Genomic DNA, 25,193 nt, shown 5'->3' on the forward strand with positions numbered 1-25,193 from the left:
AGGAACGTTGAGCGCCAATGTTTCAGGGCGACGGCCACTTGGCCGTTGCCACAGGCGCGTCTGTAACCGCACGCACGCCGCGATAACCCAAGTGATCCTGATGAACACAGTATCGAATTACCGTGATGGCGAAGCCGTGCCCGCTATTCGGGACGGCGCTCGCCCTCATCCATGGCAGCGAACCACATTGGCCTTGCTGCTGAGCAACGCACTGATGATGCTCGACGCCTACGGTGAAGTGTCGATGCCCGCGTCGTTCGACAAAGACACGTTATTGCAGCGCGGCATCGATCCGGCGCTGGCGACGCTGCTGATGCAGGCGCCGCAGTTCACGGCCGGCCGCCACCCGGTCACGCTCATCGTCAACGGCCAGCGTCATGGCCGGGTCGATATCACGGTCGATCGCGAAGGTGCGTTGTGCTTCGATCGCGCACTGCTCGATGCTGCGAACCTGAAGGTGCCCGATCGTTTGCTGGACGATGGCCCATGCCACGATTTTCTGGGCAGCGCTTCGCAGACCGTCATCGAACCCGACCCCGCGGCCCTGGCCCTGTCGTTGGTCGTGCCCACCGATGCGATACGCCCCAGTGCCCGGGATTTTTCAGGCTATCAAACCGGTGGTGTTGCCGGTTTGATCAACTACGACGTCACCGGTTTGCACGGCCGTTCTGCCAACAGCACCAGCCGCTACGCCTCGGCCAACACTGAACTCGGCTTCAATGCCGGTGACTGGATCGTGCGCAGCCGTCAGGTGCAGACCTGGCAGGACGATGTGTCCACAACGACTCATATTGCGGCCTACGCCCAGCGTACTTTCGCCAGCCAGGAAGCAGTGCTGCAGGCGGGTCAGATCAACCTCTACAACCCGGTGCTCGCCGGCGCGCAGATCACCGGCGTGCAAGTGCTGAATGAACAAGCACTGCAGGTCGAAGGGCAAAGCGCGGTCATTGAAGGGATCGCCAACAGTCAGGCCCAGGTCGAGGTCCGGCAAAACGGTTCACTGATCCATTCCACGGTGGTACCCGCCGGCCCGTTCGCGCTCACCAATGTGCGGCGGCTCAACACGCGCTCCGACGTGGAAGTCACGATCAAGGAGACCGATGGCAGCGAGCGCAATTTTACCGTGCCGGCCGCGATGTTGGGGGTCGGCTTGCCTGCACCCGGTTATTCGCTGGGCGCCGGTCAGGTGCGCAATGTCGGTGACGCGCAGGGTGGCGATCCCTGGGTCATCAGCGGCGGCTGGAGCGGCGCGTTCACCCCGCAAGTGTCGCTCAGCGCCGGCCTGACCGGTGCCGCCGACTATCGCGCGGCGGGTGCCAGCGTCGGCCTGTCGCCCTCACGTGTCACCCAGGTGCAAGCCACGCTCGCTGGTGCGCAGGCCAGCGGCAGACAAGCCAGTCAAGGGCTTCAAGCTGACCTGAGCGTCTCGCATCGGCTAAACGAGCAATGGGCGCTCAATGCCGGCAGTTCTTACCGAACCCTGGGTTACCGGGAACTGGAAGAGGCGGTGTTCGCCAACACGTCCGACAACAGCCAATCCCGTTACCGCGATCAGCAAAGCGCGGCCCTGTCATGGTCGCATCCATGGCTCGGCGCCTTCAGCAGCGGCTTCAGCCGGTCCAGTTCGTTCGACGGTCAAAGCAGCAGCCGCGCGCTCGCGTCCTGGGGCACCAGCATCGCGGGTGTATCCGTCTCGGCGACCGCCGAATGGCAGCTCAGCGGTTCGAACGGCAACGATGACAGCGTCTACCTGAACCTCAGCATTCCGCTGGGCGAAAACCGCCGGGCACGCAGCTGGGTGCGCAGTTCCGCCGGCGAATACCGCAGCGGCGTGGGCTTGAGTGAACGGGTCAACGATCAACTGGGTTACCGGGTAGGCGTCGAACACGACACGCGCGACAAACAGGTGCAATCCACGGCCGGCGTTTCGCTGCTGCCGCGCTACACCCAGCTCGATCTCAATTACACCCGCGCAGATGCCGAGCGCTCCAGCTACCAGGCCAGCGCTCGCGGTGGCGCCGTGCTGCACGGTGGTGGCGTGACGCTGTCGCCGTACCCGGTGAGCGACACCTTTGCATTGCTGTCGGTCGGTGACATGGGTTCCATCAAAGTGTCGACGCCCAGCGGTCCGGTGTGGACCGACTGGCAAGGTCAGGCGGTGATCCCGCAAGTAAGGGCTTACGGCAAAAGCCCGGTGGAAGTCGACACCAAAACCCTGCCCCGCAACGCCGACATTAACAACGGCCTGGCGGTGATTTCGGCCGGTCGCGGCGCCGTCGACAACGTTGAATTCGGCATCACGATGACCCGTCGGGCCTTGCTCAAGGCCACTACCGCCAATGGCGCGCCCCTGCCGCGCGGTGCCTCCGTGAACACCGCGGATGGCGAATTCGTGACCTTGGTGCAGGACGGCGGCCTGGTGTTTTTGCCCAACGCTCTCGACCGCCGTGCGCTGTGGATCAGCGCGCCGGGGCTGGAGCGCTGCGAACTGCGCTTCGAACTGCCCACCGACGCCGACGCCAACGCGTACTACGAAACCGCCCCTGCCAAGTGCCAAGCACTCTGAGGATGACTTCATGACCCTGTCTCGCTACCTGCTATTGACCCTCGCCCCCCTGGCACTGAGCGGATTCACGCCACTGGCCTCGGCGTCCACGGACGACTGCCAGTTCAACCTGAGCCAGCCGGAGCTCGATTACGGGCTGATGAACCGGTCGATACGGCCTGATGCGGCATCCGAACGCAACCTTGGTGAACGCCAGCTCAGCCTGACCTTGAGCTGTGCGCAGCCCATCGACATGAGCCTGTTCTACCGGGCGATGGCCGCGACCGCCGGACGCTTTCACTTTGCTGAACGCGGCAGCTATCAGATGCGTATTCACGATGCCGTGCTCGATGGCCAATCGGTCGATATCGGGTTGATTGCCGGGTGCGGACAGCCGCCGGCAGAAACGGCGTCGAGCCTGATCTGGCGACCGGAGCACGGGGTCGTTCCGGTGCAAGCCGGCGTGCCGGTGCAGGGGCGCAGTTTCTCGGCGCAGCTTGAGCTGACGGCCTGGGTTCAGGAGCAAGGCATGCAGGTGCGTGACGCGGTGACCTGGGAGGCCTTTGGGGTATTCGACGCCGCCGGACTCACCCGTGAGGCGACCTTGCGCGCCCGATTCGCTCCGGCGGCCTGCGAACCGGTGCTGTCCAACGGCGGTGTGGTCGACTTCGGCACCCTGTCGAAAAAAGACCTGCACGCCGACAAGGACATACACCTGTCGCCCAAGTCGTTGACGCTGAGGGTCGGCTGCGACGCGCCGACGACCTTCGCCTTGATCATGCATGACAACCGCTCAGGCTCGGCAACGCTCGACAGCGAGATCGACTACGGCCTGGGCAAAGACAGCCGCGGTAACAGGATTGGCCGTTTTTCACTGCGCGTAGACCCGGCCGACGCCCATGCCGACGGCTTCGCCCGCCTCTATCGAACCGACTCCAGCATCGCCGGTACGGCCTGGAGCACCGGCAGCGCCAACCCGATCGCCATCGGTAAAAGCCGTTACCTGGCGTTCACCGACAACACCGGCAGCGGCGCTGGCCCGGTGCTGATCCAGAACCTCAGCAGCACGGTGACTGTCGATGCCGTCATCGCCCCCACCAACAGCCTCGACCTGAGCAGCGCCATCGAGCTCGATGGCGCGGGGACGATCGAGATTATTTACCTGTAACACCCAACCCGATCCTGCTGGATTCGGGGCGCACTTGAGCGGCTCGGGGCAGTCAGGACACAACCCTAGAAGTGAGCAAATAATGATCAAAAAGTACTTGGCAGCACTCTCCGCCACCGCACTGATTGGCGTTGCGCCTTATGCAGTGGCGGCTTCGAGCATTGACCTGACTGTCACAGGTCTCATCACGCCGAGAGCGTGCACACCTTCGTTGTCCGATGGAGGAATGGTCGACGTCGGCCAAGTGCAGGCAAAAGACCTCAACCTGACAAGTGACACGAGAGTAGGCAGTCATCCGATGCAGCTGACGGTCGCGTGTGACGCATCAACTCCATTTGCACTTAACGGTATTGATAACAGAGCCGGAACATCATCGTCCAACCCGTATTTCGGATTGGGCCTGACCAGCAATAACGAAAAAATCGGTTATTTCACGCCAGCGATCCAAAGCGCGCTTGCGGACGGACAACCTGTGCACTCGATCCGATCAACTGATAACGGTGCGAGTTGGACGCGCATCTATCAGATCCTGAAGGATAACCTCACATCGATAAGCGCTGTCGGCACTCTCACTCCAATCTCCGCGAAAGAGCTCACTATGGAACTGACGATCTACACCTTCATTGCCCGCGCCGATAGCCTCACCTTAACCGACGATGTCACTATCGACGGTTCAGCAACATTTGAAATGAAATACCTGTAAGCCGTGCATCTTGCCCGAGGTCCTGCTTCGGGCAAGGACTGATTCCGCTCACCACACACAGCGAAACCTGTCCCATGAAAAAGACTCCACACGCGCTGACGATGGCGATCTTCGTCCTGATGTCGCCGCTCACCTTGGCCACCTCATCGACAGACCTGAGGGTCACAGGCCTCATCACCCCACTTGCCTGCACCCCGATGCTGTCCAACAGCGGCCTCGTCGATTACGGAAAAATCTCCCGGCAAGACCTGAACGTCGACAAGCGCACTCGACTGCGCGACCAGACACTCGACCTCAACATTCAGTGCAATGCGCTCACGCGTTTTGCTCTGCTGATGCGCGACAACCGCGACGGCTCGGCCATCGTCAACAGCGAGATTTACTACGGCCTGAACCACGACCACAGCCACAATAAAATCGGCTTGTATTCGCTGAACTTCGATCCTGCCAGCACGGTGGTGGACGACCTGACGCAGGTCTATCGAACCGACTCGACCACGGGGGGCAAAGCCTGGAGCCCGTCGAACAGCCAGCCCATCCCGATGGGTTCCCGAAGCTATCTCGGCTTTACCGACAGCGCAGGCAGCAGCGCCGGCCCGATAGCCATCCGCAACCTGACCAGCCGGGTGACGGTCGAAACGGTCATCGCGCCCACCTCCGAACTGGACCTGAGTGCCGAAGTGCAACTCGACGGCTCGGCGACCCTGGACATTGTTTACCTGTAGTTCAGACCTTTTCGCTGACGACCTGAACGTACAGCGAACGTCCGGCGCCGAGGCCGGCAACGATTGCACCGAGGCCAATGACACCGAAAATCCAGCCCAGCGCCGTCCAGCCGCCGGTCCAGTCATGCACGATGCCGACCGCGAACGGCCCCATCGAGGCCAGGGTGTAGCCGAACCCTTGGGCCATGCTCGACAGGTTGGCCGCGACATGCGAGTCCCGCGAGCGCAGTACGATCAGGGTTAACGCCAGGCTGAAGGTAGCGCCCTGCCCCAGACCGAGCAGAATCGCCCAGCCCCACAGACCTTCGATCGGTGCGTAGAGACAGCCGAACAGACCGCCGAGGGTCATCAGCATCACCACCACAATGGCCAGTCGCTGATCCTTGCCGCGTGTCGCCAGCCAAGGCGCCGCGAGAGAACTGGCCAACTGGACGATCACTGATCCTGACAGCACCAGACCGGCCTGGACCGGTGTCAGCCCGCGACCGATCAGGATCGACGGCAACCAGCCGAATACGATGTACGCCAGGGACGATTGCAGGCCCATGTACAACGTCACTTGCCAGGCCAGCGGATCGCGCAGCAGTCCGCGAACACGGTAGGCGACGTTGTGTGCGCCCTGTTTGTGCCCACCCACTTGCGGCAGCCAGAAAATCGCCGCGACCAGCGCCGGCAGCACCCAGAAGCCCAGGCCCATGGCCCAGCTCTGGTCGAAATGCTCACTCAACGGCACCGTGGCGCCGGCGGCCATTGCGGCGCCCAGGCACAACGCCATAGTGTAGACACCGGTCATGGTGCCGGCCTGTTTCGGGAAGTCGCGTTTGACGATGCCTGGCAACAACACACCGATCACACCGATGCTCGCACCGGCCAGCACGCTACCGGCAAACAAGCCAATCTCGCCAAATGAACTGCGCAAAATGATCCCGCCCGCCAGCGTCAGCAGAATCCCCAACACCACACGCTCGGCGCCAAAACGGCGCGCCAGCACCGGTGCCAGAGGGGCGAACAGGCCGAGGCAGAGCACCGGCAATGTCGTCAACAAACCGGCCTGGGCCGCCGACAATCCGAGGGTCTTCGAGACCTCGCCAAGCATCGGCGCCATGCTCGACAGCGCCGGACGCAGGTTCAACGCCACCAGGATCAAGCCCAGTAACAACAGCCATGGCCGGCGCAGGATCGGGTGACGTTGCTGGACTTGCTCATCATCCGCTTCAGCGTCGATCAGCAACTCTTCGAGCTCCGCCGTGCGCTTGGGTTGCGTGAAATTGCTATCGCTGCTGGACATGGATTTCTCGGTTTCAAGGTTCATTGATCAACTGCCTCGACAGGGCTTTGGCCCGTTCCGGGTCACGTTGCTCGACGGCATCCAGCAGTTCGATGTGCAGGTCGAACACTTCCTGGCGTCGCGGGGTGATGTTCAAGGTCTGGCGCAATTGCGCGCCGATGACGCTCGAGAAATAGCGATACAACTCACTCAGTGTCGGGTTGTGCGCGGCATCGACCAGACGGCGGTGGAACACCAGATCGCAGGCGATGTAGCTGTCGAGATCGCCGTGGTAGTGGCTGCCGCTGACGCCGAGCGCTTCGCGCAACGCCACCAGGTCTTCGTCTGTCCGGCGCAGTGCCGCGAGGCCGATGGCTTCGACTTCAAGGATGTGCCGCGTCTCACGGGCCTGCTCATGGGAGCAGCGGGACAAGGCTTTCATGGTGTCCAGCGGATCGATGACGGCCCGCAGGTAGCTGCCGTCGCCCTGACGGATTTCGATCAAGCCGGAAAACGCCAACACGCGCATGGCTTCACGCACGGTATTGCGGCTGATGCCCAGCTCGGTAGCCAGTTCCGGCTCGGTGGGGAGACGTTGGCCGACGACCCAGACACCTTGCGTGATACGAAGGCGCAGCTGGTCCAGCGCTTGGTCGACCAAAGATCGCTTGGTCAATGGAGAAATGTCTGACATGGAATTCGCCCTTTCATCCAATCATAGGATGAATTTTCTGACATGTTAGTCAGCTACCTGTAGGACGGCAACCGCCTACGGTCAGAGAGAAGGAAATGGAGCGGGATTATCGATTAGTCAAAATTACCCTTTAAGGGTAATTTCAGGGATAGAGTTCACAGCTTCTTATGGAAAAGAACACACCCCACTACAACCTCACGGTGCTCAAGGGCGATGTCAGGCGGCTTGGGAAAAATGCATTTACCGCAACCGCGCGGAAAAACGGCCGGGACCTGGGTTTAACCCTCGAGGAAATGCAGGAAGTCGTTTTCGAATTACACGGCAGGATGTTGTGCAAATCGATGACAACCTATAGCGATCATCGTATTTGGCAAGACGTGTACCCCATCACTTCGCACGATTTGGAGATTTACATCAAGGTCACTTATTGCTCAGGCGGTGAACCTCCGGTGATCTCCTTCAAGGAGAAAAACCCATGAACACCAAACAATGCTTCAGCTGCGGGGCAGCTGAAGGAATGCGCCACTTCGAAGGTCGCGGTGAAACCATGAGCGTGAAAGGAATGGAGCGCCGGATTGATGATTTGTCTGGATGGGAGTGCCAGGCATGCGGGGAAGTCATACTCGACCCCGGCTGCTCGGAGCGCTATTCGGATGCCGGCGACGAGTTAGTCCTCGCCGGCAGACAAATGATCGGCAGCGAGATGAAGCGCATCCGCCGCAAACTGCACCTGTCGCAAAAAGAAGCCGTTCTGCTTTTGTCCGGAGGCGGACATAACGCGTTTTCTCGTTACGAGCGCGGCGAACTGCTTCCACCTAAAGCATTGATGGTGCTGATGCGCTTGCTTGATCGCTATCCCCATTTGCTCACCGATGCGCGAAGTTTTGGCGAAGGCGCAGACTTGAGGGGATTCAAGGACATCGTTCACAAAGAACATGAAACGCTCACTGTGACCTGAACAGCACACACAAAAAACCCGGCACAGGGCCGGGTTTGTTTTACCTGTCAGCCGACATCAATGCAGAATCTGGCTCAGGAACATCTTGGTCCGATCATTCTGCGGGTTATCGAAGAAGTCGTTCGGCGCAGCCTGTTCGACGATTTCGCCCTTGTCCATGAAGATCACACGGTTGGCCACGGTGCGGGCGAAGCCCATTTCGTGGGTGACGCAAAGCATGGTCATGCCGTCTTCAGCCAAGCCGATCATGGTGTCCAGCACCTCTTTCACCATCTCGGGGTCGAGTGCCGAAGTCGGTTCGTCGAACAGCATGATTTTCGGTTTCATGCACAGCGCACGGGCAATCGCTACACGCTGTTGCTGGCCACCGGACAGTTGCCCCGGGAATTTATGCGCCTGCTCCGGAATGCGTACGCGTTCCAGGTAATGCATGGCGATTTCCTCGGCCTGACGCTTGGGCATTTTGCGCACCCACATTGGCGCCAGGGTGCAGTTCTGCAGGATGGTCAAGTGCGGAAACAGATTGAAGTGCTGGAACACCATGCCGACTTCACGGCGCACCGTTTCGATCTGCTTGAGGTCGTTGGTCAGCTCCACGCCATCGACGACGATGCGGCCCTGCTGATGTTCTTCCAGTCGGTTGAGGCAACGGATAGTGGTGGACTTGCCGGAACCCGACGGGCCGCACAACACGATACGCTCGCCCTGTTTCACGTTCAGGTTGATGTCTTTCAATACGTGAAACTGGCCGTACCACTTGTTCACGCCCTGCATCTGAATAATGCCTTCAGGGCTCACAGGCTTTTTGATTGCTTCGCTCATTACAAAACTCCTAACGCTTGTGGCCAGTGTCGAGCTTGCGTTCCAGATGCATGGAATAGCGCGACATACCAAAACAGAAAATCCAGAACACCAGGGCCGCGAACACATAACCTTCAGTGGCCATGCCCAGCCATTTCGGGTCGGCGGCGGCTTGTTTGACGCTGTTGAGCAGGTCGAACAGGCCGATGATGATCACCAGGCTGGTGTCCTTGAACAGCGCAATGAAGGTGTTGACGATGCCGGGGATGACCAGCTTCAGGGCTTGCGGCAGGATCACCAGGCCCATGCTGCGCCAGTAGCCGAGGCCCATCGCGGCAGCCGCTTCGTACTGACCTTTTGGAATCGCTTGCAGACCACCGCGCACCACTTCGGCGACGTAGGCCGACTGGAACAGGATCACGCCGATCAGTGCCCGCAGCAGCTTGTCGAAGCTCATGCCTTCGGGCAGGAACAACGGCAGCATCACCGACGACATGAACAGCACCGTAATCAACGGCACGCCGCGCCAGAACTCGATGAAGGTCACGCAGACCACACGAATCGCCGGCATGTTCGAACGACGCCCCAGCGCCAGGACGATACCCAGTGGCAACGCGCCGGCGATACCGACGGTGGCGATCACCAGGGTCAGCATCAAGCCGCCCCATTGACTGGTCGCCACCTGAGTCAGGCCAAAGATGCCGCCATGCAGCAGGAAGTAGGCAATGATCGGGTACAGCACCAGAAAGCTCAGGCCATACACCGCTTTGCGGTGAAAGCGCGACATGAACAACGGTGCGATACCGATGACCGCCAGCCACACGGTCAGGTCGACGCGCCAGCGCAGTTCAGGCGGGTAGTAGCCGTACATGAACTGGCCAAACCGCTGTTGGATGAACACCCAGCAGGCGCCCTCCTTCGTGCAGTCGGCGCGCGTGGTGCCGACCCAGTTGGCGTCCAGGATCGCCCAATGCAGGATCGGTGGCACCACCAGGTAAATCAGATAAAACGCGAACAGGGTCAGCAAGGTATTGAGCCAGCTGGAGAACATGTTCGCTCGCATCCATGCAATCACACCGATGCTGCTGCTCGGTGGAGGCATGTCTGGTTTGAAAGTATGAGTACTCATGCGCTATTCCTTACCGCTCGATCAGCGCAATGCGCTTGTTGTACCAGTTCATCAGCAGGGAAATGCTGATACTGATCGCCAGGTACACACTCATGGTGATCGCAATCACCTCGATCGCCTGCCCGGTCTGGTTCAGCACCGTACCGGCAAACAACGACACCATTTCCGGGTAACCAATACCGGCCGCCAGCGAGGAGTTCTTCGCCAGGTTCAGGTATTGGCTGGTGAGCGGTGGAATGATCACGCGCAGGGCTTGCGGGATGATCACCTTGCGCAGGGTCGGACCGTTACGCAGCCCGAGCGAGTGCGCCGCTTCGGTCTGGCCGTGGCTGACCGACTTGATGCCCGAACGCACGATCTCGGCGATGAACGCCGCGGTGTACACCGTCAGGGCCAGGGTCAATGCCAACAGTTCCGGGATCAGTACCCAGCCACCCACGAAGTTGAAGCCCTTGAGCTCCGGCATTTCCCAGTGCAGCGGCGCGCCGAAGATCAACGCGCACAGCGCCGGGATCACCAGGAACAGCGCCAGGCCAACCCAGAATTTGTGGAACGGAACGCCGGTCTCTTCGAAGCGTTTGGTGGCCCAGCGGCTCATCAGCACGATGGCGACAATGGCCACGACAATGCTCGCCACAAACGGCCAGAACCCGTCCGCCGCCAACGCGGCCGGCATGTTCAGGCCACGGCTGCTGACGAAGAAGGTGTCGCCGAAGTTATGGCTGTTGCGTGGCCCCGGCATGGTCAGGAAGACCGCGAAGTACCAGAACAGGATTTGCAGCAGCGGCGGAATGTTGCGGAAGACTTCCACATAAACAGTCGCCAGTTTGCTGATGATCCAGTTCTTCGACAGTCGTGACACGCCGACGATGAACCCGAGGATCGTCGCCAGGATCACGCCGATGAACGTCACCAGCAGCGTGTTGAGCAGGCCGATGACAAACACCCGGGCATAGCTGTCCGATTCGGTGTAGTCGATCAGGTGTTGAGCGATGCCGAAACCGGCACTGCGCTCCAGAAAACTGAAACCGGAAGTAATACCCCGGTGTTGAAGGTTGGTCTGCGTGTTATCGAACAGATACCAGCCCATCGAGACCACCGCCACAATGGTGATGATCTGAAACAGCCACGCACGCACTTTGGGATCGCTGAGGCTGAGCCTCTGCTTTGGTGCGCCGATTGAATTTTGCATGAAGTGCCCCGGATGTAATGGAACAGAACATCACCCGGTGGTTGGCCCACCGGGTGATAGAACCATCAGCGCACTGGTGGTGCGTATTGAATGCCGCCGTTGGTCCACAGGGCGTTCATGCCACGGTCGATTTCCAGCGGAGTGCTCTTGCCGAGGTTTTTCTCGAAGACTTCACCGTAGTTGCCGACCTGGCTGACGATCTTGACGACCCAGTCCTTCGGCAGTTTCAGGTCCTTGCCGTACTCGCCATCAGCGCCGAGCAGACGAGCAACGTCTGGGTTTTTAGTCGACTTGGCTTGTTCAACCACGTTTTTGGAAGTCACGCCTGCCTCTTCGGCGTTGAGCATGGCGTAGCCAACCCAACGAACGATGGCCAGCCACTCGTCGTCGCCGTTACGCACGACTGGACCCAGAGGTTCTTTGGAAATGGTTTCCGGCAGAACCACGTAGTCTTTCGGCGAAGCCAGCTTGCTGCGCTGTGCGTAGAGCTGGGATTTGTCGGAGGTCAACACGTCGCAACGACCGGATTCCAGCGACTTGGCGCTTTCATCGGAGGTGTCGAAAGTGATCGGGGTGTACTTCAGGTTGTTGGCACGGAAGTAGTCGGATACGTTCAGCTCGGTGGTGGTACCGGCTTGAATGCAGATGGTTGCACCGTCCAGTTCCTTGGCACTTTTCACGCCCAGCTTGCTGTTGGCCAGGAAGCCCACGCCGTCGTAGTAAGTGATGAAGCCAGGAAACTTCAGGCCCATGCCCGCGTCACGGGAACTGGTCATGGTGGAGTTGCGCGACAGCATGTCGATTTCGCCGGATTGCAGAGCGGTGAAACGCTCCTTGGCATTCAACTGGCTGAATTTGACTTTGTTTGCATCGCCGAACACTGCAGCCGCCACGGCGCGGCAGTAGTCAGCATCGATACCAACGATCTTGCCGGTGGAGTCTGGAACCGAGAAGCCCGGCAGACCATCACTGACACCGCACTGTACGAAACCTTTCTTCTGCACTGCATCCAGGGTTGCACCCGCCTGAGCGAACCCACTGATACCGAGTACTGCGGTTGCAGTCACGATAGCCAGGGTGGATTTCAACATCTTCATTCAAACCTCCAGTTTTGCTCTTGTTGTGTCGGAGCTTGAGTCCTGCCGCACCCTTTTGAGGCGTAATCGACCCGAGTTGGCTTTTTTTGGGGTCAACCGACGTAGGACCTGCGCTATGAGTCTAGTAGGAGAAAATCCACATCATGGATAACTCACTTCTCACCAATCGGCCGAACGGGCTGTAGCCCTTTCACGTTCGCGAAGCCCGTAACGGCCACTGGCGAACATCCATCACCGGATTCTTTGCTATCTCGCCGTCAGCAGTACACTGATAGTGTTACCGCAAGAGGCGAGATGGGTTGCACCGCTTTCCCATAGCAAAGCCCGTACCAGACCGCTGGCTGAACCGATTGCGCGACAGGTCAATAGCAAAACTTGTAGCCTTGCGACATCTTCTTAACTGATCAACCTGAGGCGCACTGGGATCTCGCACCCAATAAGAGCGCACGCACAACAATGGAGCAGCCATGACCGAGCCCCTTATTCTTGAACCCGTAAAGCCCGTAGACGCTTGCGTTATCTGGCTGCACGGCCTGGGCGCCGACCGCTACGACTTCCTGCCGGTGGCCGAAGCCCTGCAGGAAAGCCTGTTGACCACACGCTTCGTCCTGCCTCAGGCGCCGACCTGCGCCGTCACCATTAATGGTGGCTACGAGATGCCGAGCTGGTACGACATATTGGCCATGAGCCCGGCGCGCGCGATCAACCGCGAGCAACTGGAGGAGTCAGCGCAACGGGTCATTAAATTGATTGAAGTACAGCGAGCCGTTGGAATAGACGCCTCGCGGATTTTTCTCGCAGGCTTTTCGCAGGGCGGTGCCGTGGTATTACACACGGCCTTCCTGAAATGGCAGGGGGCGTTGGGTGGCGTACTTGCCCTCTCCACCTACGCGCCGACGTTCAGCGATGCACTCGAGCTTTCCGCCAGCCAACAGCGTATCCCGGTGCTGTGCTTGCACGGTCGGTACGATGACGTGGTGCAAAACGCCATGGGCCGTTCTGCGTATGAGCATTTAAAGCAGCGTGGTGTCACCGTGACATGGCAGGAATACCCAATGGGCCACGAAGTGTTACCCGAAGAAATTAGCGATATTGGCACCTGGCTCGCCGAGCGCTTGCGTTAAAAGCCTTCCTTTGATCATCCCGCTACGCCGCGCCCGTTTCTTGCATTACACTGGCCGGCGTACATTCCTTAACCAATTGATGAGATGACCGTGCTCAAAGCACTCAAAAAGATGTTCGGTAAAAGCGAGGTTGAGCAGCTCGCCCCAGTCGCCAGCGCTCCGTCTCACATCCCCAGCCACCGCACCGACGGTCATCAGCCTGGCCGGACCGCTGCCGTAGCGGCACCGAAACACGAGCCAGTGACCACACCGGCCGCCCCTCCTGTCGAGGTCATCGCAGCGGAACAACCGCTCAGCGAAGCCCCGAAACCTGCAAAACCACGTCGTGAACCGAAGCCAAAAGCGCCAGTTATCCCTTGAAACTCGAAGACTTCGTCGTCGAACCCCAGGAAGGCAAAACCCGCTTCCACGATTTCAAACTCGCCCCAGAACTGATGCACGCCATCCAGGACCTGGGCTTCCCGTACTGCACGCCGATCCAGGCGCAAGTGCTTGGCTTTACCCTGGCGGGCAAAGACGCCATCGGTCGCGCCCAGACCGGCACCGGCAAAACGGCCGCGTTCCTGATTTCGATCATCACCCAACTGCTGGAAACCCCGCCGCCGAAAGAGCGCTACATGGGTGAACCACGGGCGCTGATCATCGCGCCAACCCGCGAACTGGTGGTGCAGATCGCCAAAGACGCGGCCGACCTGACCAAGTACACCGGCCTCAACGTCATGACCTTTGTCGGCGGCATGGACTTCGACAAGCAGCTCAAGCACCTCGAAGCCCGTCACTGCGACATCCTCGTGGCCACCCCGGGCCGCCTGCTCGACTTCAACCAGCGCGGCGACGTGCACCTGGACATGGTCGAAGTGATGGTGCTGGACGAAGCCGACCGGATGCTCGACATGGGTTTCATCCCACAAGTGCGTCAGATCATTCGCCAGACACCGCCGAAGAACGAGCGTCAGACGCTACTGTTCTCCGCGACCTTCACCGAAGACGTGATGAACCTCGCCAAGCAATGGACCACCGACCCGTCGATCGTCGAGATCGAGTCGCAGAACGTGGCCAGCGAAAACGTCGAGCAGCACATCTACGCCGTTGCCGGTGCCGACAAATACAAACTGCTCTACAACCTGGTCAACGACAACGGTTGGGAACGGGTAATGGTGTTCGCCAACCGCAAGGATGAAGTGCGCCGCATCGAAGAACGCCTGGTGCGCGATGGCGTCAACGCCGCGCAACTGTCCGGCGATGTACCGCAACACAAGCGCATCAAGACGCTGGAAGGATTCCGCGAGGGCAAGATTCGCGTGCTGGTCGCCACCGATGTCGCCGGTCGCGGCATTCACATCGACGGCATCAGCCACGTGATCAACTTCACCCTGCCGGAAGTTCCGGACGACTACGTACACCGTATCGGTCGTACCGGTCGCGCCGGTGCCGATGGCGTATCCATCAGTTTTGCCGGTGAAGACGACTCCTACCAGCTACCGTCCATCGAGGCGCTGCTGGGCCGCAAGATCAGCTGTGAAACACCGCCGACGCATCTACTGCGGGCGGTTGAGCGCAAACGCCCGTAACCGGGAATTGTCAGAAAGAGGCGCAGCCGGAAACGGACTGCGCTTTTTTTTCGCCCCGCTTTTTTACAAGCGCTTGCCCAACGCAACTAAAAGTCCATAATAGACAAATTAGTTTACTTGCAGCTTCCGGAGCCGACCATGTCCAGTACGCCTTATGTGATCACCCAGCCTCAGGCCCGCGAACTGCTGGCGAAGGTCGACGTGCCGCAAATCCTGCGTAAGCTGTTTCGCGATCTGGCGGCCGGGCAAGCGGTGCAACCGGCGCAGCAACTGGTGGAATTCCCTCAGGGTGCGGGCGACTTCATCAACTACCTCGGCGTACTGGCGCAAGATGGCGTCTACGGGGTTAAAACCTCACCGTACATCGTGCGCGAACAAGGCCCGCTGGTGACTGCCTGGACGCTGCTGATGTCGATGCAGACCGGCCAGCCGCTGCTACTGTGCGATGCCGGTGAATTGACCACCGCACGCACGGCGGCAACCACCGCTGTCGCTGTTGATGCACTGGCGCCTTTGACGGCGCAGCGCCTGGCGATCATCGGCAGCGGCAAAGTCGCCCAGGCGCACTTGCACTACGTCAAAGGCCTGCGCGACTGGCAAAGCATCAGCCTCTACTCGCCGAGCCTGAGCGAGCAAAACCCCGAAGTATTGGCGCAGCTCCAGCGTCTCGATCCTCGTCTGACCATTGTCGACAGCCGCGAAGCGGCCATTCAGAACGCCGACGTGATCATGCTGTGCACCTCTTCCGCCGGCCCGGTGATCGACCCGGCTATCTTGAGCAAACCGGCGCTGATCACCTCCATCAGCACCAACGCCCCGCGCGCCCACGAAGTACCGCCGCAGAGTCTCAATGACATGCAGGTGTTCTGCGACTATCGTCTGACCACGCCGGGTTCGGCGGGCGAGATGCTGATTGCTGGCGAGCGGCATGGCTGGGACAAGCACTCGATAGTCGGCGACCTGCCCGACCTGCTGAGCGGCAAGGTACAACGCCCCGACTACCACCGGACGGTGTTCTTCCGCTCCATCGGCCTGGGACTGGAAGACATCGCACTGGCGAATGCCATCTATCACCTACAGCATTAACACCACGCCCCCTTGTGGGAGCCGGGTTTGCCCGCGATGCAGGCGCCACGCTCTGTCAGGCACACCGCGGCGATGCAATCGCGGGCAAGCCCGGCTCCCACAGGGTTCCTATCTATCAATGGCATTTGCGCCCCACAGGAGACGTTCATGAGCCAGGCAGACTTCATCATCATCGGCGGCGGGATTGCCGGGGCTTCCACCGGTTTTTGGCTGTCGCAGCAGGCCAGGGTGATTGTGCTAGAACGCGAATCCCATCCGGCCTATCACTCCACCGGACGCTCCGCCGCGCTCTACACCGCCGCCTACGGCACACCCCAGGTTCGCGCGCTGACCCAGGCCAGCCGCGACTTCTTCGACGCGCCGCCTGCCGGCTTCTGCGAACACCCACTGCTGACACCGCGCGGCGAGATGACCGTGGACTTCACCGGCGACCCGGCCGAGCTCAATAATCAATACCTCAGCGCCAAAGCCACCGTGCCCGAGATGCAACTGCTCAGCGCCGATGACGCTTGCGCGCGCCTGCCGATCCTGCGGCGGGAAAAAGTCCACGGCGCGATCTACGACCCGACCGCCAGCGACATCGACACCGATGCCCTGCACCAGGGTTACTTGCGCGGCATCCGACGCAACAAAGGCGAAGTCATTACCGACACCGAAGTGCTAAGCCTGACCCGCGATGCTGACGGTGTGTGGCAAGTCACCACCAATGGCCAGACCTTCAGCGCCCCCGTCATCATCAATGCCGCCGGTGCCTGGGCTGACAAAATCGGTCAGCTGGCGGGTGCCAAACCGCTGGGCCTGCAACCGAAACGGCGTGCCGCCTTCATCTTCGCCGGGCCCGAGGGCGTGGACATCCACCATTGGCCGATGCTGGTCAGCCTCGACGAGTCTTTCTACATGAAGCCCGACGCCGGTATGTTCCTCGGCTCGCCGGCCAACGCCGACCCGGTGGAACCGCATGACGTACAGCCGGAGGAACTGGACATCGCCATGGGCATTTACCAGATCGAAGAAGCCACCACCCTGACCATTCGCCGCCCGACCCGCACCTGGGCCGGGTTGCGCAGTTTTGTCAGCGACGGCGATTTACTGTCCGGCTTCGACCCGCAGGTCCCGGGCTTATTCTGGGTGGCGGCACAGGGCGGCTATGGCATCCAGACTTCGCCGGCCATGGGCCAGGCCAGCGCAGCGCTGGTACGCGGTGAACGCTTGCCCGAGCAGCTCACGCGTTTCGGTCTGGACGCCGACATGCTTTCCCTGGCTCGCCTCGGCTGATCGCCTGTTCAGGTGACGTGTCGCCACGATTACGGCAAACTTCCAGCGCCCGTTTTTACCGGGCGCTGACGCTGCCTGGAGCTCCACTGTATGAACGCACCTGAAAAAGACCCGGCGCTGGACAATTACCGAGCGATCGCCGATGCCATCGCCACGCTGTTCTTTCCTCATGCCGAGGTGGTGCTGCACGACCTGCGCACGCAGAAGATCGACTACATCGCCAACAACCTGTCGAAACGGGAAATCGGCGATGACGCGGCGCTGGAGGACATGCTCAGCGACGATGTCAGCGAAACCAACATTGGGCCGTACGAAAAGCTCAATTGGGACGGCCAGAAGATTCGCAGCTTGAGCACCGTATTGCGCGATAGCGAAGGTCATCCGCTGGCCGTGTTGTGCGTCAACCTGAACATCTCGCTGTTCGAGAATGCAAAGGCGGCGCTCGACCTGTTCCTGTCGCCGAGCAAGCTGATCCCGCAACCGGATTCACTGTTTCGTGATGACTGGCAGGAGCGCATCAATACTTTCCTGCATGCCTGGCTGCGTGAGCGCCAGCTGAGCCTGAACCTGCTGACACGCGACCATAAACGCGAACTGGTGCTGGCGCTGCACGCCGAAGGCGCTTTCAGGGGCAAGAGCGCGTCGAACTATGTGGCCAATGTACTGAACATGGGCCGGGCGACGGTTTACAAGCATTTGAAGGAACTGAAGGGCTGAGATTGTGTTGGCTGGTCGGGCCCTCGAATCGTCGCACCGCCGGCTCCCACAGAGGATTTGTGTTTGACACAGACCCCATGTGGGAGCCGGCGGTGCGACGATTCGACTTGCCCGCGATGACGGACTATCAGTCGCCGTAGATATCGGACTTGAAGTACTTGTCCGAAATCTTCTGATACTCGCCACTCGCCCGAATGCCATCAATCGCCGCGTTCAATTCACTGACCAATTCAGTGTTGCCCTTGCGCACCGCAATCCCCGCGCCCTCGCCCACGTATTTCGGGTCCTTCAACTCCGGCCCGACAAACGCGTAACCCTTGCCACGCGGCATCGACAGGAAGTCATTCAGCGGGATGGTGTCGGCAAAAATCGCATCGAGGCGACCGGCGGCCAGGTCCATGTAGATTTCTTCGTTGTTGCCGTAGCGCTTGACGTTGATGCCCTTCGGTTCGAACACCTCGGTGGCATAACGGTCGGTGGTGGTCGCGCGCTGCACGCCAACGGTTTTGCCTTTGAGGCTGGCGTATTGGTCATCGACCACCGCGCCGTCCTTCATCACCAGGCGCGACGAAGTGAAGTAATACTTGTGGGTGAAGTCCACCGACTTCTTGCGGTCTTCATTGATGGTCATGGACGACAGCGCCATGTCGATTTTCTTCACTTTCAGGGAAGGAATCAGACCGTCGAATTCGCCTTCGACCCACACACACTGGACCTTCATTTGTGCGCACAACGCGTTGCCGATGTCGTAGTCGAAACCGACAATTTTGCCCTCGTCGGTTTTCGAGGCGAACGGCGGGTAAGCGGCTTCGATACCGATGCGCAGGGCTTTCTCGGTGGCAAACACGCTGGTGCACGCCAACAGGCTCAGGGCCAGACCGGTGATGAGGGGGAATTTCTTCATGTTCGTTCTCTCGCGGGTTGTTGTTGGTTTGGCAAGACAGAAGAAAGAGCAGAAACAGGGGACGCCTTTTTTTGTACTTATAATTCCATACTGGACTTTAATGTACAAAGCGTCAATCGGGTGTGCGCAGTTCGCTGCGGCCGGTGGTCGGGCAGTGAATCAGGGCGTTTTGCGGTGGAGCTGATAGCCCCTTCGCGAGCAGGCTCACTCCTGCAGGGGATCTGGATCGTACACAAACAGTGTGTTCATGAAGATCAACTGTGGGAGCGAGCCTGCTCGCGAAGACGGGCTTGAGTACGCTGCAGGAACTACTTCTTCCAGCGATCCGCCGCCGCATGATCGCTGTCACGCCCCTCAACCCAACGCGGGCCATCGCGGGTATTTTCCTTCTTCCAGAACGGCGCACGGGTTTTCAGGTAGTCCATGACAAAGGCGCAGGCATCGAACGCGGCCTGGCGGTGGGCGCTGGCGGCGCCGACGAAGACGATCGGTTCGCCCGGTTCCAGGGCGCCGATGCGGTGCAGCACTTCCAGCTTCAACAGCGGCCAGCGCTGCTCGGCCTCGAGGGCAATCTTGCCGAGGGCTTTTTCGGTCATGCCCGGGTAGTGCTCAAGAAACATCCCGGCCACATCGAGTCCGTCATTGAAGTCGCGCACGTAGCCGACAAAACTCACCACCGCGCCCACGCCGACATTGGCAGCGTGCATGGCGTTGACTTCAGCGCCCGGATCGAACGCCGTGGACTGCACGCGAATCGCCATGGATCAGCCCCCGGTCACGGTTGGAAAGAAAGCCACTTCATCGCCATCGCTCACCGGCTCGTCGAGCTGGCAAAGGTCTTCATTGCGGGCGCACATCAGGTTCTGCTCGTTCAATACGTCGGCACCGTCGCGCTGGGCCAGCAGCGCACGCACGTCGTCGACCGTGGCGAAATCCCCCTCAACCTTGACCGAATCCACGCCGAGCGTTTCACGGTAGCGCGCGAAAAACTTCACGGTAACGTTCATGGCTGATCCGCCTGGAAATGACCGCTCTTGCCGCCGACCTTCTCCAGCAGGCGCACGCTTTCGATGGTCATTCCGCGATCCACGGCCTTGCACATGTCGTAGATGGTCAGTGCCGCCACGCTGGCAGCAGTCAGCGCTTCCATCTCGACGCCCGTCTGCCCGGACAACTTGCAACGCGCGACGATGCGCACGGTATCGTCACCTTCGGCACTGAGCTCGACTTTGACGCCGGTCAGCATCAGCGGATGGCACAGTGGAATCAGATCGCTGGTTTTCTTCGCCGCCTGAATGCCGGCGATACGCGCCACGGCGAACACATCACCCTTGGGGTGACCGCCGCTGACGATCATCTGCAACGTTTCGGGCAACATGCGCACCAGCGCTTGGGCCGTCGCTTCACGGAACGTCACGGCTTTTTCAGTGACGTCGACCATGTTGGCGCGCCCTTGGGAATCGAGATGAGTCAGCACAGGGTTACTCCTGATCAGGAGCGTCGATTGTAAACCTGTGGGTCAATTTTCCGCACGTTTGATTGCAAGATCACATTGAACCTTGTGGGAGCGCGGCTTGCCCGCGATGGGATCAACGCGTTATGTCTGATGCACCGCGGTGTCTGCATCGCGGGCAAGCCACGCGCCTACAGGCTTGCATTCATCCATAAAAAACCGGGCGACCTTTGGGGCCGCCCGGTTTGGGTGGAGCAGTTACAAATGCGATTCAGCGTACTCGGCCAGAATCGAACGAGGCACCCCTTGCAGGGTGATGTGCACACCGTTGGGGAAGTCTTTGAAGCGTTCGGTCAGGTACGTCAGCCCGGAGCTGGTCGCGGACAGGTAAGGGGTGTCGATCTGCGCCAGGTTGCCCAGGCACACCACTTTGGAACCGGCACCGGCACGGGTGATGATGGTTTTCATCTGGTGCGGTGTCAGGTTCTGGCATTCATCGATCAAAATCAGGCTCTGCTGGAAGCTGCGGCCTCGAATGTAGTTGAGGGATTTGAACTGCAACGGCACTTTGCTGAGGATGTAGTCGACGCTGCCATGGGTGTTTTCATCATCCATGTGCAAGGCTTCGAGGTTGTCGGTGATGGCGCCCAGCCACGGCTCCATTTTTTCTGCTTCGGTACCGGGCAGGAAGCCGATCTCCTGGTCCAGGCCCTGCACGCTACGGGTCGCGATGATCCGGCGATAGCGTTTGCTGACCATGGTCTGCTCGATCGCCGCAGCCAGGGCCAGGATGGTTTTACCCGAACCAGCAGCACCGGACAGGTTGACCAGGTGGATATCCGGGTCCAGCAAGGCGTACAGCGCCAGGCTCTGATAGATGTCACGCGGTTTCAGGCCCCAGGCCTCCTGATGCAGCAGCGGTTCCTGATGCAGGTCGAGAATCAGCAGCTTGTCTTCGTCAATTTCCTTGATCCAGCCGACAAAGCCCTGTTCGTCGATGATGAACTCGTTGATGTGCACAGCCGGCAGGTTGTCGATCATTCTCACCTGGTGCCAGGTGCGGCCGTGATCCTGGCGGGTTTCGACATTCTTGACGAGGTCCCAGAAGGAGCCGGTCATGTTGTGATAACCGTTGGGCAGCAGCGATACGTCATCAACCAGTTGGTCGGTGCTGTAGTCCTCGGCCGCAATCCCGCACGCCCGGGCCTTGAGGCGCATGTTGATGTCTTTGGTGACCAGTACGACGGGCAACGTGGGCGCGCGCGCGTGCAGGTCGATCAACTGGTTGATGATGATGTTGTCGTTCAGGTGTTCGGGAAGAATGATGTTCGGTTCGGCGCGTTTGCTCATCAGAATTGACAGCAAACCCTTGGGCCCACTTTTGCCACGCTGGATCGGTACACCCAGCTCGACGTCTTCAGGACTGGCATCGCCCAGCGTCTTGTCGATCAGGCGAATGGCCTGACGGCATTCCGCAGCCACGCTGTGATGCCCGCTCTTGAGCTTGTCGAGCTCTTCAAGGACGGTCATCGGGATGGCAACGTGGTGTTCTTCGAAGTTGAGCAGCGCGTTTGGATCGTGAATCAATACGTTGGTATCGAGTACATAAAGGATTGGCTGGTTGGAAGAAGAGCTACGTCCGTGATCATCCATACTCGGTCACCTTTGTGGGAGCCAGTAGACGCAATACCTTGGCGGTGCTGCGCCTCGAAGTGACTGCCGAATCTCACCTGCGGAGAGTCAAGTGACTGCAAACAAACGGGTCTTGGAAGACGCCACCTGTGTTGCAGGTTTCGGCGGTCTGTCTTCGTAATACTCCAAAACGTGTGACAGAAAAAAGTACTTTGACGCTTTTTTGAAGTTTATTTTTCAGAATGACCAATAGCACTTGGCGGACTGCCATCACCCCGTTAAAGTCGGAAGTCGGCCTGCATCGAAATCCCTCCCAAAAACGCCCCAAACCCAATGTTTACGGCGCTTGTGCCAATTCGCTGCTTTTCAGCGAAAACCGTCCTGACAGTCTTCCCAACCGATCCCGCTTTGCGCCGTTTGCGTGACGAGCCAGGGCATCGCCGTTTTCACCGCGTCCTGTTTCACATTGAAATTGATTACGCCGTGGCGCCACAGCAGCATCAGCGTCAACACCCGTTGCGCGCTCGGGTTGCCCTTGAGCTTGCCCGCCCCGTCCTGAGCATCGATATCCCACAACGCCACCTGCAAGCCCTGGGCATTGAAGAAGCCTTCGGCATCGGAGCGACGTTGGCCATCAGGTGGACGAAACAGTGGCACGTAGTTCTCCGGCAACTTGCTCTTGACCAGTTCGACGCTGCGTCGCACCGAGTCCTGCCAGTCCTGCCAATGGCTGTGAGAGCGGAACTCCCAGCCCTGCACGCCGATGCATTGCTGTGAATACATCGCTTGCAGGCTGGCCACCGAGTCGGCAGCCAGGCGCGCCTGAATGTCCTTGCCGAGAACGAAGAACGTGCCGCTCATGTTCATCTTGCGCAGGTACTCGGCAGCCCACCCGGTGTTGTCCGGCGCGATGTTGGCGGCGCTGTCGAAGGTCAACAAAAACAGCCGGTCATGCATGGCATCGCCATTGTGCTCATAGTCGCCAAAACGATCGACTTCGCTGCTGGTCTGCGGAAACAGGGCGGCCTTGCGCAGTTGCTCGTCCAGGTACTGCGCGTGGAACAACCGGCTCGGTTCGGCCCACTTGATGTAGTAGCTGTCGTCGCTGACCAGGAACTTGGCTGCTTGCCCGCGCAAGGTCTCCATGTCTTCGACCAGGAAACAGAAAGACGCATCCTGATCGCAGCTTTGCTGGGCGAAGTTGTAGTTGGTCAACAAGCGCTGCCACAGGCGCTGGCGCAGTTGGTTGACCGCTTCCAGATTGATTTTGCGCAACCCCAGGCGTTGGGCCAGTGCGGGTTCATCCAGCGATTCGCTGGCCAGCAATACTCGCGCAAACATGAGGATTTCGGCCCGCGATGCCACGTCGAACAGGGTCGGGCTGCTGAGTTTCTCAGGCCAGGTGCTGCGGTCCAGCGTCGCCAGATCACCGGGCGCCGCCAGGGCGCCAAAGCTCAATAGCCAGGCCGAGAAAAGAAAAACGATACGCAATGGGATGTCTCCATAACAAAACCCGCGGCGCACTATATATCGAGACGATCAAAAGAACGCAGCCTCGCGTTGCTCGACAGCTGCTACATTCCGATCCCAATCGGTCCCATAGCAGTTGTCGAGCAACGCGAGGCTGCGATCTGTCCCACTGACACCACCCATCACCTATGACACCCATAGCTGGAGTCATCCGCCTCTACCCCCTAGAATCGCGCCCACGATTAAAGGAGACGACTTCATGCTGATGGTGATTTCCCCCGCCAAGACCCTCGATTACGAAACACCGCCGGCGACCCAGCGCTTTACCCAGCCGCAGTACCTCGATCATTCCCAAGAGCTGATCATGCAGCTGCGCGACCTGACGCCGGCGCAAATCAGCGAATTGATGCACGTCTCGGACAAGATCGGCGGGCTCAACGCCGCGCGTTTCGGCAGCTGGACACCGGCGTTCACTCCGGAAAACGCCAAGCAGGCGCTGCTGGCCTTTAAAGGCGATGTGTACACCGGCCTCAACGCACAAACCTTCAGCGAAGCCGATTTCGATTACGCCCAGCAGCACCTGCGCATGCTGTCCGGCCTGTATGGCCTGCTGCGCCCGCTGGACCTGATGCAACCGTATCGACTGGAGATGGGCACCAAACTGGCGAATGCCCGTGGCAAGGACCTGTATGCCTTCTGGGGCACGCGCATCAGCGAATGGCTGAACGAGGCGCTGGCCGACCAAGGCGATGACGTGCTGCTGAACCTGGCGTCCAACGAATACTTCTCGGCGGTCAAACGCAACGCCTTGAACGCGCGCATCATCAATACCGACTTCAAGGACCTGAAGAACGGCCAGTACAAGATCATCAGTTTCTACGCGAAAAAAGCCCGCGGCATGATGAGCCGCTTCGTCATCGAAGAGCGCATCAACAACCCTGCCGACCTCAAGCAATTTGACGTTCAGGGTTACCGCTACAGCGCTGAACAGTCCAAACCGGACAACCTGGTTTTCCTGCGCGATCACGCCCCCGAATAAAAGCACCAACCCGGCGCACGACTCTCATAATCCTCGTCGTGCGCCGACGCCCGTTCGTCGAACAATCCCTCCTTCTTTCGTCGACTTATTGACGCCAATAAAACACCACATAATTTTCTAACTTTTGTTTCACTCGACTTCGGTGTTTTTTTTCAGTAGTGGCACTGAAAATTTTTATCGGTAGTGGCATAAAACTATCGAACTCGGTTAGCCCCCTATGTATCAAGGGTGAAACAGCAAGTGCCATCAATATGAAAGTAGTGCCATCTTTCTTAATATTTCAAGAAATTTCAGAATTCGCGATGAGCGGACTGGAACTATGTCCAAATGCGTAGCTCATACCACCGGTAACGATTATCAACGTGCTTGTACGAGATAACTTACGCAGACAAGCCATTCACATAGCGAAGTTGTCACATTAACTTCCGAACATGAGTCGCTTATTTGGGCAACACACGAAGGACAGGAGATACGCACCATTAATATCCCCTACAAGGCCAAGGCAGCGCCCCTATAAACGTGCTCTCCCGAGCACCCAACCGCTTGATTTACGGGCTTATTGCCTGGCATTGAGCGCGCAAAATCCTTGCACAAGCGTCCTCAGGCCAGAGGACCGGCTGCATAACAGGGCACGTCATAATAA

General features: G+C 59.4%; 23 protein-coding genes and 1 pseudogene. 12 read left to right on the top strand and 12 right to left on the bottom strand.

Annotation, left to right across the window (positions count from 1 at the left end):
- Positions 1-100: 100 nt before the first annotated feature.
- From AB4N43_RS11725 to AB4N43_RS11740, 4 genes are all read left to right on the top strand, one after another.
- Entirely contained in the window at positions 101-2,566 is a 2,466-nt protein-coding gene (locus AB4N43_RS11725; RefSeq protein WP_460154078.1) for a fimbria/pilus outer membrane usher protein, read from the top strand.
- A 10-nt stretch (positions 2,567-2,576) separates the two neighbouring features.
- Entirely contained in the window at positions 2,577-3,713 is a 1,137-nt protein-coding gene (locus tag AB4N43_RS11730; RefSeq protein WP_460154080.1) for a DUF1120 domain-containing protein, read from the top strand.
- A gap of 82 nt (positions 3,714-3,795) precedes the next feature.
- Entirely contained in the window at positions 3,796-4,416 is a 621-nt protein-coding gene (locus AB4N43_RS11735) for a DUF1120 domain-containing protein (protein ID WP_460154082.1), read from the top strand.
- A 74-nt stretch (positions 4,417-4,490) separates the two neighbouring features.
- Positions 4,491-5,141 carry a DUF1120 domain-containing protein gene (locus AB4N43_RS11740; RefSeq protein ID WP_059181579.1) on the top strand — a complete coding sequence of 217 codons (651 nt, stop codon included), beginning with the start codon at positions 4,491-4,493 and terminating at the stop codon, positions 5,139-5,141.
- Position 5,142: 1 nt separating this feature from the next.
- On the opposite strand, the gene AB4N43_RS11745 is transcribed toward AB4N43_RS11740, so the two are convergent.
- Together AB4N43_RS11745 and AB4N43_RS11750 are read right to left on the bottom strand one after the other, a co-directional pair.
- Positions 5,143-6,453 carry a CynX/NimT family MFS transporter gene (locus AB4N43_RS11745; protein ID WP_460154083.1) on the bottom strand — a complete coding sequence of 437 codons (1,311 nt, stop codon included), beginning with the start codon at positions 6,451-6,453 and terminating at the stop codon, positions 5,143-5,145.
- A complete protein-coding gene (locus tag AB4N43_RS11750; protein WP_059181581.1) occupies positions 6,443-7,102 on the bottom strand; it encodes a FadR/GntR family transcriptional regulator in 660 nt (219 codons plus the stop codon). The genes AB4N43_RS11745 and AB4N43_RS11750 overlap by 11 nt, the downstream gene beginning before the upstream one ends.
- A gap of 167 nt (positions 7,103-7,269) precedes the next feature.
- Here AB4N43_RS11750 and AB4N43_RS11755 point away from each other — a divergent pair, with 167 nt between their 5' ends.
- Both AB4N43_RS11755 and AB4N43_RS11760 read left to right on the top strand, forming a co-directional pair.
- On the top strand, positions 7,270-7,581 hold the full coding sequence (locus AB4N43_RS11755) for a type II toxin-antitoxin system MqsR family toxin (protein WP_460154084.1): 312 nt from the start codon (positions 7,270-7,272) through the stop codon (positions 7,579-7,581).
- Positions 7,578-8,060, top strand: coding sequence for a type II toxin-antitoxin system MqsA family antitoxin (locus tag AB4N43_RS11760; protein WP_460154085.1), 483 nt, complete (start codon positions 7,578-7,580; stop codon positions 8,058-8,060). The genes AB4N43_RS11755 and AB4N43_RS11760 overlap by 4 nt, the downstream gene beginning before the upstream one ends.
- A gap of 57 nt (positions 8,061-8,117) precedes the next feature.
- On the opposite strand, the gene AB4N43_RS11765 is transcribed toward AB4N43_RS11760, so the two are convergent.
- From AB4N43_RS11765 to AB4N43_RS11780, 4 genes are all read right to left on the bottom strand, one after another.
- A complete protein-coding gene (locus AB4N43_RS11765; protein ID WP_010463090.1) occupies positions 8,118-8,882 on the bottom strand; it encodes an amino acid ABC transporter ATP-binding protein in 765 nt (254 codons plus the stop codon).
- A gap of 10 nt (positions 8,883-8,892) precedes the next feature.
- Positions 8,893-9,990 carry an amino acid ABC transporter permease gene (locus AB4N43_RS11770; RefSeq protein ID WP_027924861.1) on the bottom strand — a complete coding sequence of 366 codons (1,098 nt, stop codon included), beginning with the start codon at positions 9,988-9,990 and terminating at the stop codon, positions 8,893-8,895.
- Positions 9,991-10,000: 10 nt separating this feature from the next.
- Positions 10,001-11,182: an amino acid ABC transporter permease gene (locus AB4N43_RS11775; protein ID WP_059181582.1), complete on the bottom strand. Its 1,182-nt coding sequence runs from the start codon at positions 11,180-11,182 to the stop codon at positions 10,001-10,003.
- 65 nt (positions 11,183-11,247) lie between these two features.
- A complete protein-coding gene (locus AB4N43_RS11780; RefSeq protein ID WP_027924859.1) occupies positions 11,248-12,279 on the bottom strand; it encodes an amino acid ABC transporter substrate-binding protein in 1,032 nt (343 codons plus the stop codon).
- Positions 12,280-12,746: 467 nt separating this feature from the next.
- Here AB4N43_RS11780 and AB4N43_RS11785 point away from each other — a divergent pair, with 467 nt between their 5' ends.
- From AB4N43_RS11785 to AB4N43_RS11805, 5 genes and pseudogenes are all read left to right on the top strand, one after another.
- Positions 12,747-13,403: an alpha/beta hydrolase gene (locus tag AB4N43_RS11785; RefSeq protein ID WP_027924858.1), complete on the top strand. Its 657-nt coding sequence runs from the start codon at positions 12,747-12,749 to the stop codon at positions 13,401-13,403.
- A gap of 84 nt (positions 13,404-13,487) precedes the next feature.
- A pseudogene (gene rhlB / locus AB4N43_RS11790) lies at positions 13,488-14,974 on the top strand (ATP-dependent RNA helicase RhlB).
- A gap of 138 nt (positions 14,975-15,112) precedes the next feature.
- A complete protein-coding gene (locus AB4N43_RS11795; RefSeq protein WP_027924856.1) occupies positions 15,113-16,060 on the top strand; it encodes an ornithine cyclodeaminase family protein in 948 nt (315 codons plus the stop codon).
- Between the two features lie 147 nt (positions 16,061-16,207).
- Positions 16,208-17,335 carry an NAD(P)/FAD-dependent oxidoreductase gene (locus tag AB4N43_RS11800; protein WP_027924855.1) on the top strand — a complete coding sequence of 376 codons (1,128 nt, stop codon included), beginning with the start codon at positions 16,208-16,210 and terminating at the stop codon, positions 17,333-17,335.
- Positions 17,336-17,425: 90 nt separating this feature from the next.
- Positions 17,426-18,052: a helix-turn-helix transcriptional regulator gene (locus tag AB4N43_RS11805; RefSeq protein ID WP_460154086.1), complete on the top strand. Its 627-nt coding sequence runs from the start codon at positions 17,426-17,428 to the stop codon at positions 18,050-18,052.
- A 127-nt stretch (positions 18,053-18,179) separates the two neighbouring features.
- Here AB4N43_RS11805 and AB4N43_RS11810 read toward each other — a convergent pair whose 3' ends face one another.
- From AB4N43_RS11810 to AB4N43_RS11835, 6 genes are all read right to left on the bottom strand, one after another.
- Positions 18,180-18,956, bottom strand: a complete 777-nt coding sequence (locus AB4N43_RS11810; protein WP_027924853.1) for an ABC transporter substrate-binding protein — start codon at positions 18,954-18,956, stop codon at positions 18,180-18,182.
- 308 nt (positions 18,957-19,264) lie between these two features.
- On the bottom strand, positions 19,265-19,717 hold the full coding sequence (gene moaE / locus AB4N43_RS11815) for a molybdopterin synthase catalytic subunit MoaE (RefSeq protein ID WP_027924852.1): 453 nt from the start codon (positions 19,715-19,717) through the stop codon (positions 19,265-19,267).
- Between the two features lie 3 nt (positions 19,718-19,720).
- The gene (gene moaD / locus AB4N43_RS11820; protein ID WP_027924851.1) at positions 19,721-19,963 is read right to left on the bottom strand and encodes a molybdopterin converting factor subunit 1; all 243 of its coding nucleotides are present in this window, start codon (positions 19,961-19,963) and stop codon (positions 19,721-19,723) included.
- Positions 19,960-20,433 (bottom strand): cyclic pyranopterin monophosphate synthase MoaC, encoded by a 474-nt coding sequence (gene moaC / locus AB4N43_RS11825; protein ID WP_027924850.1) that lies wholly within the window; start codon positions 20,431-20,433, stop codon positions 19,960-19,962. The genes moaD and moaC overlap by 4 nt, the downstream gene beginning before the upstream one ends.
- Before the next feature lie 234 nt (positions 20,434-20,667).
- On the bottom strand, positions 20,668-22,062 hold the full coding sequence (locus AB4N43_RS11830; protein WP_027924849.1) for a PhoH family protein: 1,395 nt from the start codon (positions 22,060-22,062) through the stop codon (positions 20,668-20,670).
- A 345-nt stretch (positions 22,063-22,407) separates the two neighbouring features.
- The gene (locus AB4N43_RS11835; protein ID WP_027924848.1) at positions 22,408-23,532 is read right to left on the bottom strand and encodes a polysaccharide deacetylase family protein; all 1,125 of its coding nucleotides are present in this window, start codon (positions 23,530-23,532) and stop codon (positions 22,408-22,410) included.
- 238 nt (positions 23,533-23,770) lie between these two features.
- Here AB4N43_RS11835 and yaaA point away from each other — a divergent pair, with 238 nt between their 5' ends.
- A complete protein-coding gene (yaaA, locus tag AB4N43_RS11840; RefSeq protein ID WP_027924847.1) occupies positions 23,771-24,550 on the top strand; it encodes a peroxide stress protein YaaA in 780 nt (259 codons plus the stop codon).
- Positions 24,551-25,193 lie beyond the last annotated feature (643 nt).

Source organism: Pseudomonas sp. S2_B07 (genome assembly GCF_054668435.1).